Raw genomic sequence first — 15,368 nt, 5'->3', positions numbered from 1 at the left:
CTGTTTTCTTTTTGTATGGTTTATTTTATAATGGCATCCTGAATTATTTGCTGAATATCTTCGCGGATTTTTCCTTTTGCCAATTTATTGTCATCACTATTTCCCGGATAGGTTCTATTGGATAAAAAGACATAAACAATTTCCGTTTCAGGATCAACCCAGGCTATATCTCCTGTAAATCCGGTGTGACCAAAACTGGATGGAGAAACGCAAGCACAAGTTGGGCCGTCTTTACCTGTTCGTTTATCAAAACCTAAACCTCTTTGAACACCTTTATCAGCATAATAACAAGTGTTGAAAGCATTGAAGGTCTGTTCAGAGAAATATTGTTTATTGCCGTAATTTCCTTTTTGTAAATACATTTGCATCATTTTGGCAACATCCATAGCATTAGAGAAAATCCCTGCGTGACCGGCAACTCCGCCTTCCATTGCTGCTGCCATATCGTGAACATATCCCTGAATTACCTGATGTCTGAAATAGTTGTCGATTTCTGTAGGAGCAATGTTGCTTCTCTCAAATTTGTCTAACGGATTGTAAAGCGTATTATTCATCCCAAGTGTACTGTAAAAGTTTTGCTGGCTCAGGTCTTCTAATTTTTTATGCGTCTTTTTTTCTAAATATTCTTTTAAGATGATAAAAGTAAAATCACTATATCTGTATTCTTTTTTAAGGGATAACGGACTATCAGCAATGATTTTCATAATGGTATCGTGATAGTCATTTCTAATATATAGACCATCTGCAACTTTAGTAGAAAAGTCAGATTCGGCTGTGCTGCGGTAATATTTTATAGAAGGTTTTCCTTCATGGTCAAGAGTTGCTTTGTAAAACGGAATCCAAGCCTGAAGTCCGGCATAATGGGTGAGTAAATCCTTGAAACTGATTTCGGCTTTATTTGTTTTAGCAAAAAGCGGTACCATGTCTTTTAGTTTTGTGTCCAGCTCTACCTTGTTTTTATCATATAATTGCATCACGTTAGGCAATGTCGAAATCATTTTCGAAATCGAAGCAACATCATATAAATCTGAGTTAGTCACCTTCCTTGTATTATCATAGGTTTGGCTGCCATAGGATTTCTGGAAAATAACGCTTCCTTTTCGGGCAACAAGTACCTGCATTCCCGGAGCCATTTTGCCATCGATTGCTTTCTGGGCAATAGCATCAATTTTAGATAAAATCATTGGGTTCATATCCACATTTTCAGGTGCAGTAAAAGCAAGACGGTTTAATTTTTCTGTTGATAACCCATCATTTACGTGAAAGGAATTATTAATAGATACCGGTAATTTTCCTTTTGCCGGGATGGCTCCAAATAATAATTCGGCAGAAACAACCTGACTGATATTCGAGTTTTGGTACGAAACTACCAATCCTTCGATATCATCAAAATCTGTAATTGGCAATAGGGAATAAGGCTTTGTGAAAATATCGAGAATTACTTTATTGTGTTTTGCAATTTCTTGTAAACGAATCAATTCAGCGTCTGTAAAATTTTGCTTTTCCCACGGTTTGTTTAGTTTGTGGAAACCTATGATGACTAAATCGTATTTTTTTAATTCGTCATTAAGGCTTTCGATATTGGCGTTTGAAACTTCGGTAACTTCAGTATATTTTTTTAGAGTGGTGACAAACGTGCTGTTTACATCTTCTCCCATTTTTACATAGGCAATTTTCTGGTCTAAGTTTTTGACAGGCAGTAGTTCCTTTTCATTTTTTAGAACAGTAATTGCATTTTCATATAACTTATAGTGCAAAGCATCATTTTGCGGTGGGTTGAGGTCATTATAAATATTGCTGATGGCAATGGGTTTGTACTTGTTTAATCCCGCTTTGAATTTAAAATGCAATATCTTTTTTACGGAATGTGCCAGACGTTCCTCAGTAATGATGTTTTCATTATAAGCAGCTTCCAGTTTCTGGAAAGCTACGGGGATATTTTCAGAACAAAGCAAAATATCATTTCCGGCAAGAATTACAGCGATTTCTAAATCTCCGGGACCTTTAAAATTACTGGCGCCTTTCATGGCAAGACCATCTGTAAAGATTAACCCTTCAAAGCCTAATTCTTTTTGAAGCAGGTTGGTTACAACATTATACGAAGCCGAAGAAGGATAATTGGGCAAGGGTTCTAAGCTTGGAATATTAAGATGGGCAACCATAACAGATACCAAACCTTCATCGAAGATTTGTTTGTACGGATACAATTCGACCATTTCAAGACGTTCTTTCGAAAAAGTAATCAAAGGCAATGCTTTATGCGAATCTGTTGCTGTATCACCATGTCCGGGAAAATGTTTTCCGGTACTAAAAACCCCCTGACTTTGCACGCCTTTCATTAAGGCAATGGCTCTGTTGCTGACATTGACTTTGTCTTCGCCAAATGAACGGTTGCCAATAATAGGATTTTTAGGATTGGTATTGATGTCAAGAACGGGGGCAAAGTTGAAATGAATTCCGATTCGTTTGTCTTCATTGGCCATGTTTCTTCCCACATTTTCAATTAAACTTAAATCCTGGATAGCACCTAAAGTCATATTCCACGGATAAATATAAGTCGAATCTAAACGCATACCCAATCCCCATTCACCGTCAATTCCTATAAATAGAGGGACTTTTGCTTTCGACTGATACAGGTTGGTTAATCTTGCCTGACGAACCGGACCACCCTGAAAAAAAATTACTCCGCCCACTTTATAATCCTGAACAAACTTATTGATTTCAATTGTATGCAGGGAATCTTTATTAGAATAGGCCGAGATCATGAACAACTGACCAATTTTTTCCTGCACAGACATTTTACTGTAAATGCTGTCAACCCAGGTGGTTTCTTTATCAGAATCTTTGAAAAATGTTTTTTTCTCTGATTTATTTTTAGGAACGTAAACAACAGTATCTTGTAGAAGGATGTCTTTTTTAACATCAGGAACAGTGGTGTTTTTTTTGGTAGCACAATTGGTAATCAAAAACAGGAGTGAGGCGTATAGACTTATTTTTATGAAGTGATTTTTCATACGGTGATTTTTTGGAGGAAATTGATTTTAATTTGCCTCTTTTTTTTAGTGAATTAAATATACTTTTTTAAATGTTTAAAAAGATATTTTTTTACTGCTGCGTGAACTCGTCAGGTACAATCCTAAATAAGTTATTAATCCGTTAAGTACGATCAATTCATTATCGAAGACATATCCGGAGAATAATAATTTTGAATTTTCATTGATTAAAAATGTAAACAAAGGGGATAATAAGCAAATTATGGGAACCCATTTATCATGTACATTTCTTGATTTCTGAAAAAGTCCAAAAGCATATAAACCTAATAACGGGCCATATGTATAAGATGCAACCCTAAAAATCATACCTACCACAGAACTGTTATTGATCGAATTGAAAATCAGGATGACAAAGAAAATCAATACTGAGAAACTTATATGAACCAAATGTCGTGTACGAACGGTATTTTTCTTATTATTTTCCGCTTTGTCCATGCCTAAGAAATCAACACAAAAAGAAGTAGTAAGTGCTGTAAGTGCAGAGTCAGTTGTAGCAAAAGTTGCCGCAATAATCCCTAATAAAAATACAATTGCCGGAATTGTCGCCAGATGATTCAGAGCAATTTCAGGAAAAAGTAAATCAGTTCTTGGTTTACCTGTAATTAAATCAGTTGGAATTGCAATTCCATTTTTATTAGCATAAATGTATAAAAGTGCGCCAACACTCAAAAAAAAGATATTAATGATCACAAAAATACCCGTAAAGGTGAACATATTTTTTTGTGCTTCGCCAATGTTTTTGCAGCTAAGGTTTTTTTGCATTAAATCCTGATCCAGTCCAGTCATGGCAATTGTTACAAACATTCCGCCCAATATTTGTTTTACAAAATGAAATTTGCTTCCCAGAAAATCATCAAAGAAAAAGATTTTCGAGTAGTTGCTGTTTTTTACTTCTTCAAAAGCGCCAATCGCACTTAAATCCATGCGGTCGCAAATAAAATAGATCGTAAGGAAAACAGAAGTTACCAGGAAAAAAGTCTGTAAAGTATCTGTGATAATAATGGTTTTTAATCCGCCCCTGTACGTATAAGAAAAAATAAGAAGCAAGGAGATTAATACGGTAAATGCAAACGGAATATGATAAAAATCAAATACAAAACGCTGCAAAACAATTACCACCAGATAAAGTCGGAACGCTGAGCTTATTGTTCTGCTGATCAGGAAAATAGTAGCGGCAGTTTTGTAGCTGTAAAAACCCATTCGCTGTTCTATGTATCCGTAAATCGAAGTTAAATTCATACGGTAATACAAGGGCAGTAATAATTTTGTAATGACTATAAATCCAAGGGCATTGCCCAGAACAAACTGAAAATATTTGAATTGTTCACCACTAGGTGCGCCTACTTCTCCCGGCACAGATATAAAAGTAACTCCGGAAAGTGCCGTTCCTATCATCCCAAAAGCAACTAAATACCACTTTGAGTTTTTATTGGCTGTAAAAAAGGCATCATTACCATCATCTTTTCGGCTCACTCGGTGTGAGATATAAAACAATATTCCAAAATAAATGATAATAAGAAGAAGTATAGTGCTTGGTGTCATTTTATAGCTTTAGTGGTTTTGTTTTTTTATTCTTTTAATAAAAACCTGGCAGCTTTTTTAAACCTGCCAGGTTTCTATTGAATCCCGAAAGTTATAGATTAAGGATTTAATTCGTATAAATTTAGAAAAGATTCTAAATGATTTCGTGATTAAACTTCCAAATTTTTATTTTGAGCGAGTAAAACTGCTCTTACGCTTTTGTGTTTTTTCAATAAAACAGAAGCCAATTCTTCATCAATCTGAAGTTCTTCGATAATCATTTCAACAGCCCTTTGTACTAGTTTTTTATTAGACAATTGCATGTCGATCATTTTGTTACCGTAGATTCTCCCTAGTTTGATCATAACAGATGTCGAGATCATGTTCAGGACTAATTTCTGGGATGTACCGGCCTTCATTCTCGTACTTCCGGTTAGGAATTCCGGGCCTACAATCAATTCGATAGGATAATCAGCTTCTTTAGAAATCAAACTTTCGCTATTGCAGGAAATACTGCCAGTTACGATATTATTTTCCCTTGCCTTTTTTAGTCCGCCAATCACATATGGCGTATTTCCTGAAGCAGCTATTCCTATAACAACATCTAAATTCGTGATTTCGTACGCTGATAAATCTCTCCATGCCTGGTCGATATCATCTTCGGCATTTTCTACCGCTTTTCTAATGGCTGAGTCACCACCGGCTATAATACCAATAATCCAGCTGTCAGGCACTCCAAAAGTAGGAGGACATTCTGAGGCGTCAAGCACGCCAATTCTTCCTGATGTTCCGGCTCCTATATAAAAAAGCCTTCCGCCAAGTTTCATTTTCGTAACAATTACATCTACTAATTTTTCAATATTTGGAATTTGTTTTTCAACGATAGCGGCTACCTTTTTATCTTCATTATTTATGTTCGAAAGTAACTCGTTAGTGCTCATTTTATCTAAGTTAGAATAAAGAGATTCACGTTCTGTGTCTGGATTTATTTGTGACATTTTTTTATTTTTTTTGACTTTTTTTTGATTTTTAATAGAGTAGATATTTTGTGCGCATTTTTTTGAAGGCTTCTAAATCCTTCTGCCAGCTCTGTCTTATTTTATCTTCAGAGATTCCGCTTTCAATTTGTTCCTGCAGTTTTTTAGTTCCTGCGAGTTTGGTAAAAAACGGATTGAAGAATTTTGTTTTGTCACTGGTATTCTGATAAGCTTTTATAAGCCATTTTAATTCTAATTGATTGAGTTTAGGATAAGCGGTCAAATCCTCGCCAAAACATTCTTTGCCATTATAAAGCGGATCTTTGGCACCAAAATTAGGTTTGGGAGTAAAACTAAAATTAGTTTTTGCTAAATAAGGCGAACCATAAATTTGAAATTGCTTCTCCGTTCCTCGTCCCATGCTTACATTCGTTCCTTCAAAAAGGCACAAACTGGCGTATAAATTTATCGATTGGTCATTGGGTAAATTAGGAGATGGTTTTGCCAGTAAACTATAATCCATTGTTCTTTTATAATCAACACAAGGAATAACGGTTAGCTTGCATTGTACTGCATTTTTAAGCCATTTTTGTCCATTGATCATTTGTGCATATTCACCAATTGTCATTCCGTGAAGCAACGGGATTGGATGCATGCCAACAAAACTGGTATATTCTTTTTCTAGAAGCGGTCCGTCTACAATACGGCCATTAGGATTTGGCCTGTCGAAAATAATAAGCGGAACCCCGTTTTCTGCACAGGCTTCCATAACATAATGCAAGGAAGAAATGTAAGTATAGAATCGTGCACCAACATCCTGCAGATCAAAAATCATGACATCAATCCCTGCTAATTGTGCTGGTTTTGGTTTTTTATTATCTCCATAAAGAGAGATAATTGGTAATCCTGTTTTTTGATCTTTTCCGTCAACTACATGTTCGCCAGCATCTGCAGTTCCTCTAAATCCGTGTTCCGGGGCAAAAATAGTCTGTACTGCAATTTTTTTCTCCAGTAAAAAATCTACCACATGAGTTTTGTCCGTCAGAATTCCGGTTTGATTCGTTACGATCCCTACTTTTTTATTTTTTAAAAGCGGTAAGTATTTTTCGTAATTATCAGCTCCGGTTTTTATAACAGGGTTTGTAATTTCCTGACTGTTATTTTTTACGAGAGTTGAAGTGGAGTTTGAATAAGATGCAGTGTAAAATAAAGAGCTGGCAATAAAAACACTTTTTGTTATAAATTTTATCATTTTAAAGTACTGTTAATAGTTAGAAGGCAAAAATTGACTAAATAAAATTAAAGTATTATTTGATTACTATTGCTATTTTTTGATTGTTGATGTAAAGTATGGAATATTTGATCTGGGTTTTTCAGACCGGAAGTTTTTATTTTGTCACGTTTTCTTGTCTGCCTTTTTAGAATAAGTAAAAAAGAATATTTTAAAAGACTACCTCCGGATTTTTGATGTCCGGAGATAGTTTTATAGTAATTAAATTTTAGGGATTACCAGCCTGGGTTTTGTTTTAATGCTACGCCCTGAGCTTTATACAAATCAATATCATTTGTTGGGATATTCATTAAATAATGTTTTGCCTCAAAGGCTCTGGTGCTTGTTGGATAAATTTTTACATATCCGTTAGCATCTACCTGCGTTTGTGTTCCAACAGGAGTTCCAATTCTGGCACCAAGATTTACATCCGGATTTTTTGAAGTATCTAAATAATCTCCTTTTTTCCAACGGTAAATATCGGCTTGTCTTAAAGTCGTCCAGCTCATAAATTCGATCTGACGTTCACGACGTACTTCCCAGATTAAAGGATTTACAACACCAGAAATTTGTTCTAATGCAGCTGTTCTTCTAGGGTCATTAATTAGTACACCACCCGCAGAAGCATTAGTTCCGTCAGTAGTCAAAGGTGCAATTCCGGCACGAGCACGTACTTTGTTGATCGAGATGTCAAGATCATTATTAGAAGCATTACCCAATTCAGCAGCAGCTTCGGCATAGTTTAGATATACTTCACTTAGTGTAAATAACGGCGCATCAGTATAATTACGTCCTCCGGTTGTAACATCCGGACCTGTTGTTGCAGGATTGTTGTATAATTCGAATACATATCCAGACATAGAAACCAATGCCGCAGTACCAAAAGATTTTCCTTTATAACCGTAGTTAGCAGGATTTACAGTTTTACCAAAACGCGGATCTCTGTTAGCAAAAGTTTTAGTAACATTATCATCGCCGGTATATTGAGCATTTCCTGCTTGTTGAATAGGTAATCCGTTTGTGGTTACATAACTGTCAGCAGCCCATTTTGTAAGTCCGTATTGAATGGTTGAGGTATTGGTGTAGTTTTGTAGAGAGTGCATCAATACGTTTGTTAAATAACGTTTTGTAAGGATCACTTCTGTATTACCAAGTAATTCAACAGAATTGTAAAGCGATTTCCAATCAGCATTTAATTTATAAGCCGGATTGTTCATTATCGCTAATGAAGCCACTTTAGCTTTATTAAAATAAGTGCTGCCATCCTGAGCTAAATGATATTTTCTGTAGGTTCCTTCATAAAGGCAGGCATTGCTTAAAGCTGCATAAGCCGTGTATTTATTTACGGTAGCATTTTTGTCATCTGCAACAAGCATTAAGTTTGCAGCTTCTTCTAAATCAGCAATTACTTTATCCATAATTTCTGCTCTTGGCATTGCCGGCGCATAAACTGCAGGATCTCCCTGAATTAAATATTTATCAATATAAGGAACATCTCCCATTTTTTGCACTAAACGAAAGTATGTATAAGCTCTAAAGAATTTAGCTACTCCAATATAATGGTTCTTTTTTTCTGCAGACATGCTCACAGTTGGTATTTTTTCCAACATCAGATTACAACGTCGAATAAGCGTATAATACTCATTCCAGGAATAAACATTAGTAGTCGCTGCCGTAACCGGCATTTGATAAAAAGTAAATGCTGATAAGTTATCATCTACTTTATAATCACTTCCATGATAATAAAAGGACGAAAGCCCTATTGTTGTACCATTTCCGTAACCATAAAAGGTATCGTAATTAAGCCATGAAAATGTTTTTACATTATCTTCTGATTGCCAGAAGTTATCGTTTGTAAATTTATCTGCAGGATCATCTGTTAGATAATCAGAACAACTAACTGCGGTCATTGATGCTACAGCAGCAAATAGAAACAGAAATCTTGATTTTATATTTGATTTTTTCATTTTAAAAGTTTTGAATTGTTAGTATTAGAAAGAAAGCTCAACACCAAAAGAGATTGTTTTGGTATACGGATAAGCTCTTCCCCAGAAAACTTCAGTTTCATCAATTTCAGGGTCAACAGGAAGACGTTTGTCTGCCCAGGTCACTAAGTTTTCTCCTGATGCATAAATCCTTACTTTTTCTAAGCGCGCTCTTTTTACTAAATCTTTTGACAGTGAATATCCAAGAGTAACATTTTTTAGACGGAAATAAGACATGTCTAATAAATATCTTGTTGATGTAACAAAGTTGTTTGAACCTGTCGTACCTGCACCAAGTGTATTAGCTTCATTTCCGTAATATGGGTTTGGAAAATAAGCCCCGGTATTTTCCGGTGTCCAGTAATCAGCCTGGCTGGCATACATTTGCTGAGGTGCACGATAGAAAGGCAAAACAGCATCAGAAGCAGCCCAGTAATCACGTTTTCCAACTCCCTGAAAGAAACCTGAAACATCAAATCCGCGGAATTTTCCACCTACTGTTATACCATATTTGTAACGCGGTGTTGTATTACCAATTTTGCTTAAATCCCCATGATCGTCTGCTGTTCCTGCTCCACGGGATATAACACCGTCTCCGTCCTTATCTACATAATGTACATCTCCGGCTCCGTATTTAAAGCTGCCCACCATTGTTTTAGAGTAATCAACACCATTTACTGTTTTACCATTATTAGTAATAACATCGTCAGCCTGAAGAAGCCTGTCACTGGTTAAACCCCAGATCTGACCAATTTCGTAACCATCATAATAAGGATATGTAGTAGGAGTAACTATACCTAATAATTTAGAAGTATTGTTCCATTTTGTAATTACAGATTTAAAATCTGACAAAGCCACATCAACAAATACAGAAGCAGTTTCGCTAAGATTTTTATTAAAGTTCAAAGACAGTTCCCATCCTCTTGTTCTCATGTTTCCTGAGTTAGTCTGAGCAGCATTTTGTCCAAATGAGCCCGGAAGTGTGATACCAGGAGCCAGCATTCCTTTAGTGTCGCGTTGGTACCAGTCAAACGAAGCACCAAGCATATCAAAAATTCTTACGTCAATACCCACATCTTTTGTATATACTTTTTCCCAGGTCAAAGAAGGGTCAACATTGGTTGGTAAACCTGTAGACGGAGGCAATGTAGAACCGCTGTTTACCCATGAAGGATTAGTAGAATTCATGATTGATAAGAAAGCATTGTTTCCTACGTTTTGATTTCCAATTGCACCAATAGAACCACGTATTTTAAGGTCGTTCAACCAGCCACGTGTACTTTCCATGAATTTCTCATTCACAATTTTATATCCTACAGAAGCAGAAGGGAAGAATCCCCATTGTTCGCTTGTAGGGAATTTTGAAGAACCATCATAACGTGCATTCAATTCTAATAAGTAAATCCCATTATAATCATAGTTGATACGACCAAAGAAACCCGCAATCGAATACGTTGTTTCTGTTGGGTTTAGATCTTTATTAGCAGAACCCGATACAAATTGTTCCCCAACAGCAAGATTAAACTCCGGTTTTGATTTATCTAAAAGCGTGTTTCTTCTTGCATAATTACGGGAGAAATCCTGCCACTCAGAGTTAAAACCTGCTAAAACCTTGAAACCATGCTTGTTTATTTGTTTTTTGTAGTTTCCGTAAATGTTTACAACATTGGTAACAGATTCTGAGTTAGATTGTGCTACATAATCGTTTCCGGCTTCCAGCGTTGCAGGGACAGCAGTTTGTATTGTTGTAGCATCATATGGCATGGCAGACCAGCTGTCCCAGGCTAAGAATTTACCACCATTTTGTTTTCTGTCGTATGTATTCGTTACGTTACTTACTTCGGCTATCACATTGAAATTTTTAGTGATATCTGCTGTAAATTTTGCACTTAACCTATTGTTGCGTTGCACGTTTTCATTTCTTGATGCATTCGATAAATAGCCTCCCGCAGTACGGAAATTATATCCTTTATAAGTTCCGAAATTTGGAAAATACTGTCCCCAACGAAGCGCATATCCAAAATAACCTCCATAACTTGTATCATCAGTACCAGAACCACCATAGTAGTTAAACGGCTGGTCATATTTACTGTTGATATTCATTACTTTGAAATCACCCGTAAGCCAGTCAGCCAATTTTGTAGTGAATCCTAAATTGATATTGGTTCTTTGTCTTTGTTCCTGATTCACTCTTAACATACCATCTTGGTTAGCAAGGGCAAATGAAGCAAAGAAAGAGCTTTTTTCTCCCAAGTTACCTTGTGCCGAAAGATTGTGAGTAGTCTGAACAGCATTGCTGGCATACAATTCTTTATTAGCATCCCAAACCCTGTAGAAATAAGGTGTACCATTTTTTATTTCCCAATCTTCACCATATACCATCTCACGGCTCGTACGATTGTTTGCATATTTTTCTTTCCAGTTTTTGATTCCGGCAAGTAAAGTATTGTAGTTTGCACCAAAAAGCTCCGGTACAGCACCATCAGTACGTGTTCCGGCAGCTACTAGTCCCGGAATTTCTTCTGTTGGATCTAAGAAATTTAAAGTAGAAATAGGATTAACAAAAGCCGTATTGGCAGAATAAGAAAATCTCACTTTTCCTTCTCCTGTTTTTCCTCCTTTAGTTGTAATCAATACTACCCCAAAAGCAGCACGCGCACCGTAGATAGAAGCCGAAGCTGCATCTTTAAGAACCGTCATTGTTGCAATATCATTTGGATTAATAAGAGATAAATCCGTTGGAACCCCGTCAACCAATATCAAAGGATCATCAGAACCATTAATAGTTCCGGCTCCACGAATGTTTATTTTAGCCACACGATTGATGTTTCCTGAGTTAAAACTAACATTTACCCCGGGTGTAGTTCCCTGCAAGGCTTTGCTCACATCTGTTAGAGGTCGGCTGCCAATTGTCTTAGCTACATCGATTGAAGCAACAGCACCGGTTAAATTCGTTTTTTTCTGAGAAGAGAAACCTACAATCACAACTTCGTCCAGCTTAGAAGTGCTTTCTAAAAGATCAACGTTGATTTTTTGCTGTGCCTCAATTTTTACGATTTTAGTCTCAAAACCCATATAGCTAAAGCTAAGGCTTTGTCCTGAAGTTGCAGAGAGACTGAAATTTCCGTCAAAATCAGTTGTAGTACCGCTGGTACTTCCTTGAATGAGAACACTAACGCCGGGTAAAGGAAACCCGTCCGCCTTGTTTTTTACTGTTCCGGTAATTGTTTTTGTTTGCCCAAATGTTGTCTGAATGAACAAAACCAACAATGTAATAAGGAATAATTTTTTCATAATTACTTGGTTTTTTTTAATGGTTGTTGCGCAAATATATTTATTTATTGCATATAAATGCAACATTGATAATTTATTTTGAAAAATTAACTAAAATAATGCAAAATAACGCAATTTTAAATATAAAGATTCAATAAGTTAATAAGTATGTGTTAAAGCGTGCAAACTGTTGCATTTGTTGATGGATCTTCCAATTTTGAATTGAATTATTTGATATATTTGTTCTGAATTTTTAATTTCTAAAACAAATGCTTAAAGCCGAAAGACATAAATTTATAATGACTAAACTCCTTGAAGAACAAAAGGTTGTTACAACAGATTTGGCTTTAGCTCTGGATTTATCCGAAGACACAATAAGAAGGGATTTGAACGAATTAGACGATAAAAAGTTACTTGAGAAAGTTTACGGAGGTGCTATACAATTTATCGAAAAATCTGTTGATGTCTTTAATATTAATATAAGTGCTGAAGAGGAGAAGAAGAAAATCGTTAAAAAAGCATTGTCTTTACTGCATGATGGACAGGTTATTATAATGAGTGGAGGAAGTACCAATCTGGTCTTTGCAAAGCTTATTCCTTCGGACTTAAAAGCTACAATTTATACGTATAGTTTGCCAATAGCAATGCAATTGTCCCAGCATCCCAATATCGATTTGATATTTATAGGTGGAAAAATGCAGAAAAAGGCAATGGTTACAATAGGAATGGATGTGATGCAGGTTTTGTCTAAGATTAAAGCTGACATTTGTTTTTTAGGAGCAAGCAGCATCAGTATAAAACAAGGTCTGACAGAGATTGGCTATGAAGTCTCTATTGTTAAAAAGGCAATGATAGAGTCTTCAGACAGGGTAGTCTCTATGTTTTCTTCGAATAAATTAAATACTAAAATGCCTCACAGTGTTTGCGATCTTAGCCAGTTGGATACCATCGTAACCGAATTAGATCCGGAAGATTTAAGGTTGGAAGAGTATAGAAAAGCAGGCGTTTTTGTCTTGTAGTTTAAGGTTTAGGTAGTATTTTCTGCATTATTTTGCTGTTTTTAATTTTATTTTTGTTAAATAGTGCAAAATAATGTATCGACTTCGTTTTTTGTATATATTTGTTAAACTAATTTTAACTAAGAGATATATTATGAAAACCGATACTTCTTTGGCATACGACATACCAGGAAAATTTGAAGAAACGAGATTTGAAAAAAATCATAATGTGATTTTTGAGAGTTCTCTGGAAGCTTCAAAAATTGTCGCTCAGGAAATAGCCGAATTAATACGTTCAAAACAAGCTAATAATGAATCTTGCGTTCTTGGTCTGGCAACAGGTTCTTCACCGATAAAAGTATATGAAGAACTGGTTCGCATGCATAAAGAAGAGAACCTTAGTTTTAGCAATGTAGTTTCTTTTAATCTGGATGAATATTATCCAATGACCAAGGAGAACCGCCAGAGCTACCATTATTTTATGCATCAATACCTGTTTAATCATATTGATATCAAACCGGAAAATGTAAATATCCCGGATGGAACAGTTGCAAGTGATGAACTGAACCAGTATTGTGTAGATTACGAAATAAAAATAAAAGAAGCTGGCGGACTTGATTTTCAATTATTAGGAATTGGTCGTACCGGTCACGTAGGTTTCAACGAGCCGGGATCCCACATCAATTCAGGAACAAGAATTATAACCTTAGACCATATTACCAGAGTCGATGCGTCATCAGACTTTAATGGGATCGACAACGTTCCTAAAAGAGCGATTACCATGGGCGTGTCAACAATTCTTAGATCTAAAAGAATTGTCCTGATGGCTTGGGGACAAAACAAAGCCGATATCATCAAAAGAACCATTCAGGGTGATATATCTTCAGAAGTTCCGGCTACTTTTTTACAAAATCATGCTAATGCGACCTTTGTATTAGACCAGTTTTCTGCCTCTGCATTAACCCGATTCGAAACGCCCTGGCTGGTTGGCGAATGTACGTGGACACAAGAATTAAAAAGTAAAGCAATCGTTTGGCTTTGCAAAGAAACCAAACAATCCATATTAAAATTAACTGACAGAGATTACAATAATAATGGTATGTCAGACCTTTTAGCGCAGGAAGGTTCTGCTTATGATTTGAATATTAATATGTTCAACATATTGCAGCATACTATTACAGGATGGCCGGGTGGAAAACCCAATACAGATGATTCTCATCGTCCGGAAAGAGCCAATCCTGCAAAAAAACGAGTGATTCTTTTTAGCCCGCATCCTGATGATGATGTGATTTCTATGGGAGGAACTTTTTCGAAATTAATTAAACAAGGTCATGATGTGCATGTTGTATATCAAACCTCTGGAAATATAGCCGTTACAGATGACGAAGCATTAAAATTTGCTGAGGTTGCAAACGATTTTGTAGGCGAAACTAATACTGAAATAGACTTTAAGTCAATAATTGAGTTTTTGAATAATAAATCCGAAAATCAAATTGATTCTCTGGAAGTTCGAAAATTAAAAGGATTGATTCGTAGAAGAGAATCGTATGCGGCAACAAGATACATTGGTTTAAAAGATGTCAATACACACTTTTTAGATCTTCCGTTTTATGAAACCGGACAAGTAAAAAAGAATCCATTAGGACCTGAAGATATTGCAATTGTAAAAGATATTATTGCCAAAATAAAACCACATCAGGTTTTTGCAGCAGGAGATCTTGCAGATCCGCACGGAACTCATGAAGTTTGTCTGAACGCGATTTTTGCAGCAATGAAAGAATTGAAACCTGAAAAATACATGGACGATTGCTGGTTGTGGTTGTACCGTGGCGCATGGCACGAATGGGACATTCACGAAATAGATATGGCTGTTCCGCTTTCACCATCAGAAGTATTATTAAAACGTCACGCCATTTTGTATCATCAATCTCAAAAAGACCGCGTAATGTTTCAGGGCAATGACTCAAGAGAATTTTGGGTTAGAGCCGAAGACCGAAATAAAAACACAGCAATCTTATACGATGATTTAGGATTGGCAGAATACGAAGCGATCGAAGCGTTTAAACGTTTTGATTATTAGTAAGTAAATTTTTTTAAACACATAGAAACATAGATTAACATAAAATCTAAAAGTTGATCTAAGAAAATTATAATTTTTACACATAGTACACTATGTGTATTCAAATTTAGTGAAACGCCTTTTAATAAGTTTTGTGAGCTATGTTTCTATGTGTTAAAATTTTTGCATTCAAAATATTAGGATTACCAACCAAAGCAATACAACCAATTAC

At 35.9% G+C, this 15,368-nt stretch carries 8 protein-coding genes; 2 read left to right on the top strand and 6 right to left on the bottom strand.

What is annotated here, in order from left to right; all coding sequences use genetic code 11:
* Positions 1-20: 20 nt before the first annotated feature.
* The 6 genes from ACQKCJ_RS04560 to ACQKCJ_RS04535 form a co-directional block, all read right to left on the bottom strand.
* The gene (locus ACQKCJ_RS04560; RefSeq protein WP_427401485.1) at positions 21-3,014 is read right to left on the bottom strand and encodes a glycoside hydrolase family 3 N-terminal domain-containing protein; all 2,994 of its coding nucleotides are present in this window, start codon (positions 3,012-3,014) and stop codon (positions 21-23) included.
* Positions 3,015-3,089: 75 nt separating this feature from the next.
* Positions 3,090-4,595, bottom strand: coding sequence for a sodium:solute symporter (locus ACQKCJ_RS04555; protein WP_427401484.1), 1,506 nt, complete (start codon positions 4,593-4,595; stop codon positions 3,090-3,092).
* A gap of 149 nt (positions 4,596-4,744) precedes the next feature.
* A complete protein-coding gene (gene murQ, locus ACQKCJ_RS04550) occupies positions 4,745-5,572 on the bottom strand; it encodes an N-acetylmuramic acid 6-phosphate etherase (protein ID WP_271334980.1) in 828 nt (275 codons plus the stop codon).
* Positions 5,573-5,603: 31 nt separating this feature from the next.
* Positions 5,604-6,803, bottom strand: a complete 1,200-nt coding sequence (locus tag ACQKCJ_RS04545; RefSeq protein ID WP_271334979.1) for an exo-beta-N-acetylmuramidase NamZ family protein — start codon at positions 6,801-6,803, stop codon at positions 5,604-5,606.
* Between the two features lie 254 nt (positions 6,804-7,057).
* Positions 7,058-8,788, bottom strand: coding sequence for a RagB/SusD family nutrient uptake outer membrane protein (locus ACQKCJ_RS04540; RefSeq protein ID WP_427401483.1), 1,731 nt, complete (start codon positions 8,786-8,788; stop codon positions 7,058-7,060).
* A gap of 24 nt (positions 8,789-8,812) precedes the next feature.
* On the bottom strand, positions 8,813-12,100 hold the full coding sequence (locus tag ACQKCJ_RS04535) for a SusC/RagA family TonB-linked outer membrane protein (protein WP_427401482.1): 3,288 nt from the start codon (positions 12,098-12,100) through the stop codon (positions 8,813-8,815).
* 248 nt (positions 12,101-12,348) lie between these two features.
* Here ACQKCJ_RS04535 and ACQKCJ_RS04530 point away from each other — a divergent pair, with 248 nt between their 5' ends.
* Complete coding sequence (locus ACQKCJ_RS04530) at positions 12,349-13,098, top strand: DeoR/GlpR family DNA-binding transcription regulator (protein ID WP_427401481.1); 750 nt, start codon at positions 12,349-12,351, stop codon at positions 13,096-13,098.
* 133 nt (positions 13,099-13,231) lie between these two features.
* Complete coding sequence (nagB, locus tag ACQKCJ_RS04525; RefSeq protein ID WP_271334975.1) at positions 13,232-15,157, top strand: glucosamine-6-phosphate deaminase; 1,926 nt, start codon at positions 13,232-13,234, stop codon at positions 15,155-15,157.
* Positions 15,158-15,368: the final 211 nt, after the last annotated feature.

The sequence above is a fragment of the Flavobacterium sp. NPDC079362 genome, from assembly GCF_050267765.1.
Classification (GTDB): domain Bacteria; phylum Bacteroidota; class Bacteroidia; order Flavobacteriales; family Flavobacteriaceae; genus Flavobacterium; species Flavobacterium azizsancarii.
Note: the sequence above shows the minus strand (reverse complement) of the source record. Positions and strands in the feature narration are given on the sequence as shown.

Coding starts and splice junctions, on each gene's coding strand:
- ACQKCJ_RS04560 (WP_427401485.1), bottom strand. CDS start 3,014: ATGAAAAATCACTTCATAAAAATAAGTCTATACGCCTCACTCCTGTTT.
- ACQKCJ_RS04555 (WP_427401484.1), bottom strand. CDS start 4,595: ATGACACCAAGCACTATACTTCTTCTTATTATCATTTATTTTGGAATA.
- murQ (WP_271334980.1), bottom strand. CDS start 5,572: ATGTCACAAATAAATCCAGACACAGAACGTGAATCTCTTTATTCTAAC.
- ACQKCJ_RS04545 (WP_271334979.1), bottom strand. CDS start 6,803: ATGATAAAATTTATAACAAAAAGTGTTTTTATTGCCAGCTCTTTATTT.
- ACQKCJ_RS04540 (WP_427401483.1), bottom strand. CDS start 8,788: ATGAAAAAATCAAATATAAAATCAAGATTTCTGTTTCTATTTGCTGCT.
- ACQKCJ_RS04535 (WP_427401482.1), bottom strand. CDS start 12,100: ATGAAAAAATTATTCCTTATTACATTGTTGGTTTTGTTCATTCAGACA.
- ACQKCJ_RS04530 (WP_427401481.1), top strand. CDS start 12,349: ATGCTTAAAGCCGAAAGACATAAATTTATAATGACTAAACTCCTTGAA.
- nagB (WP_271334975.1), top strand. CDS start 13,232: ATGAAAACCGATACTTCTTTGGCATACGACATACCAGGAAAATTTGAA.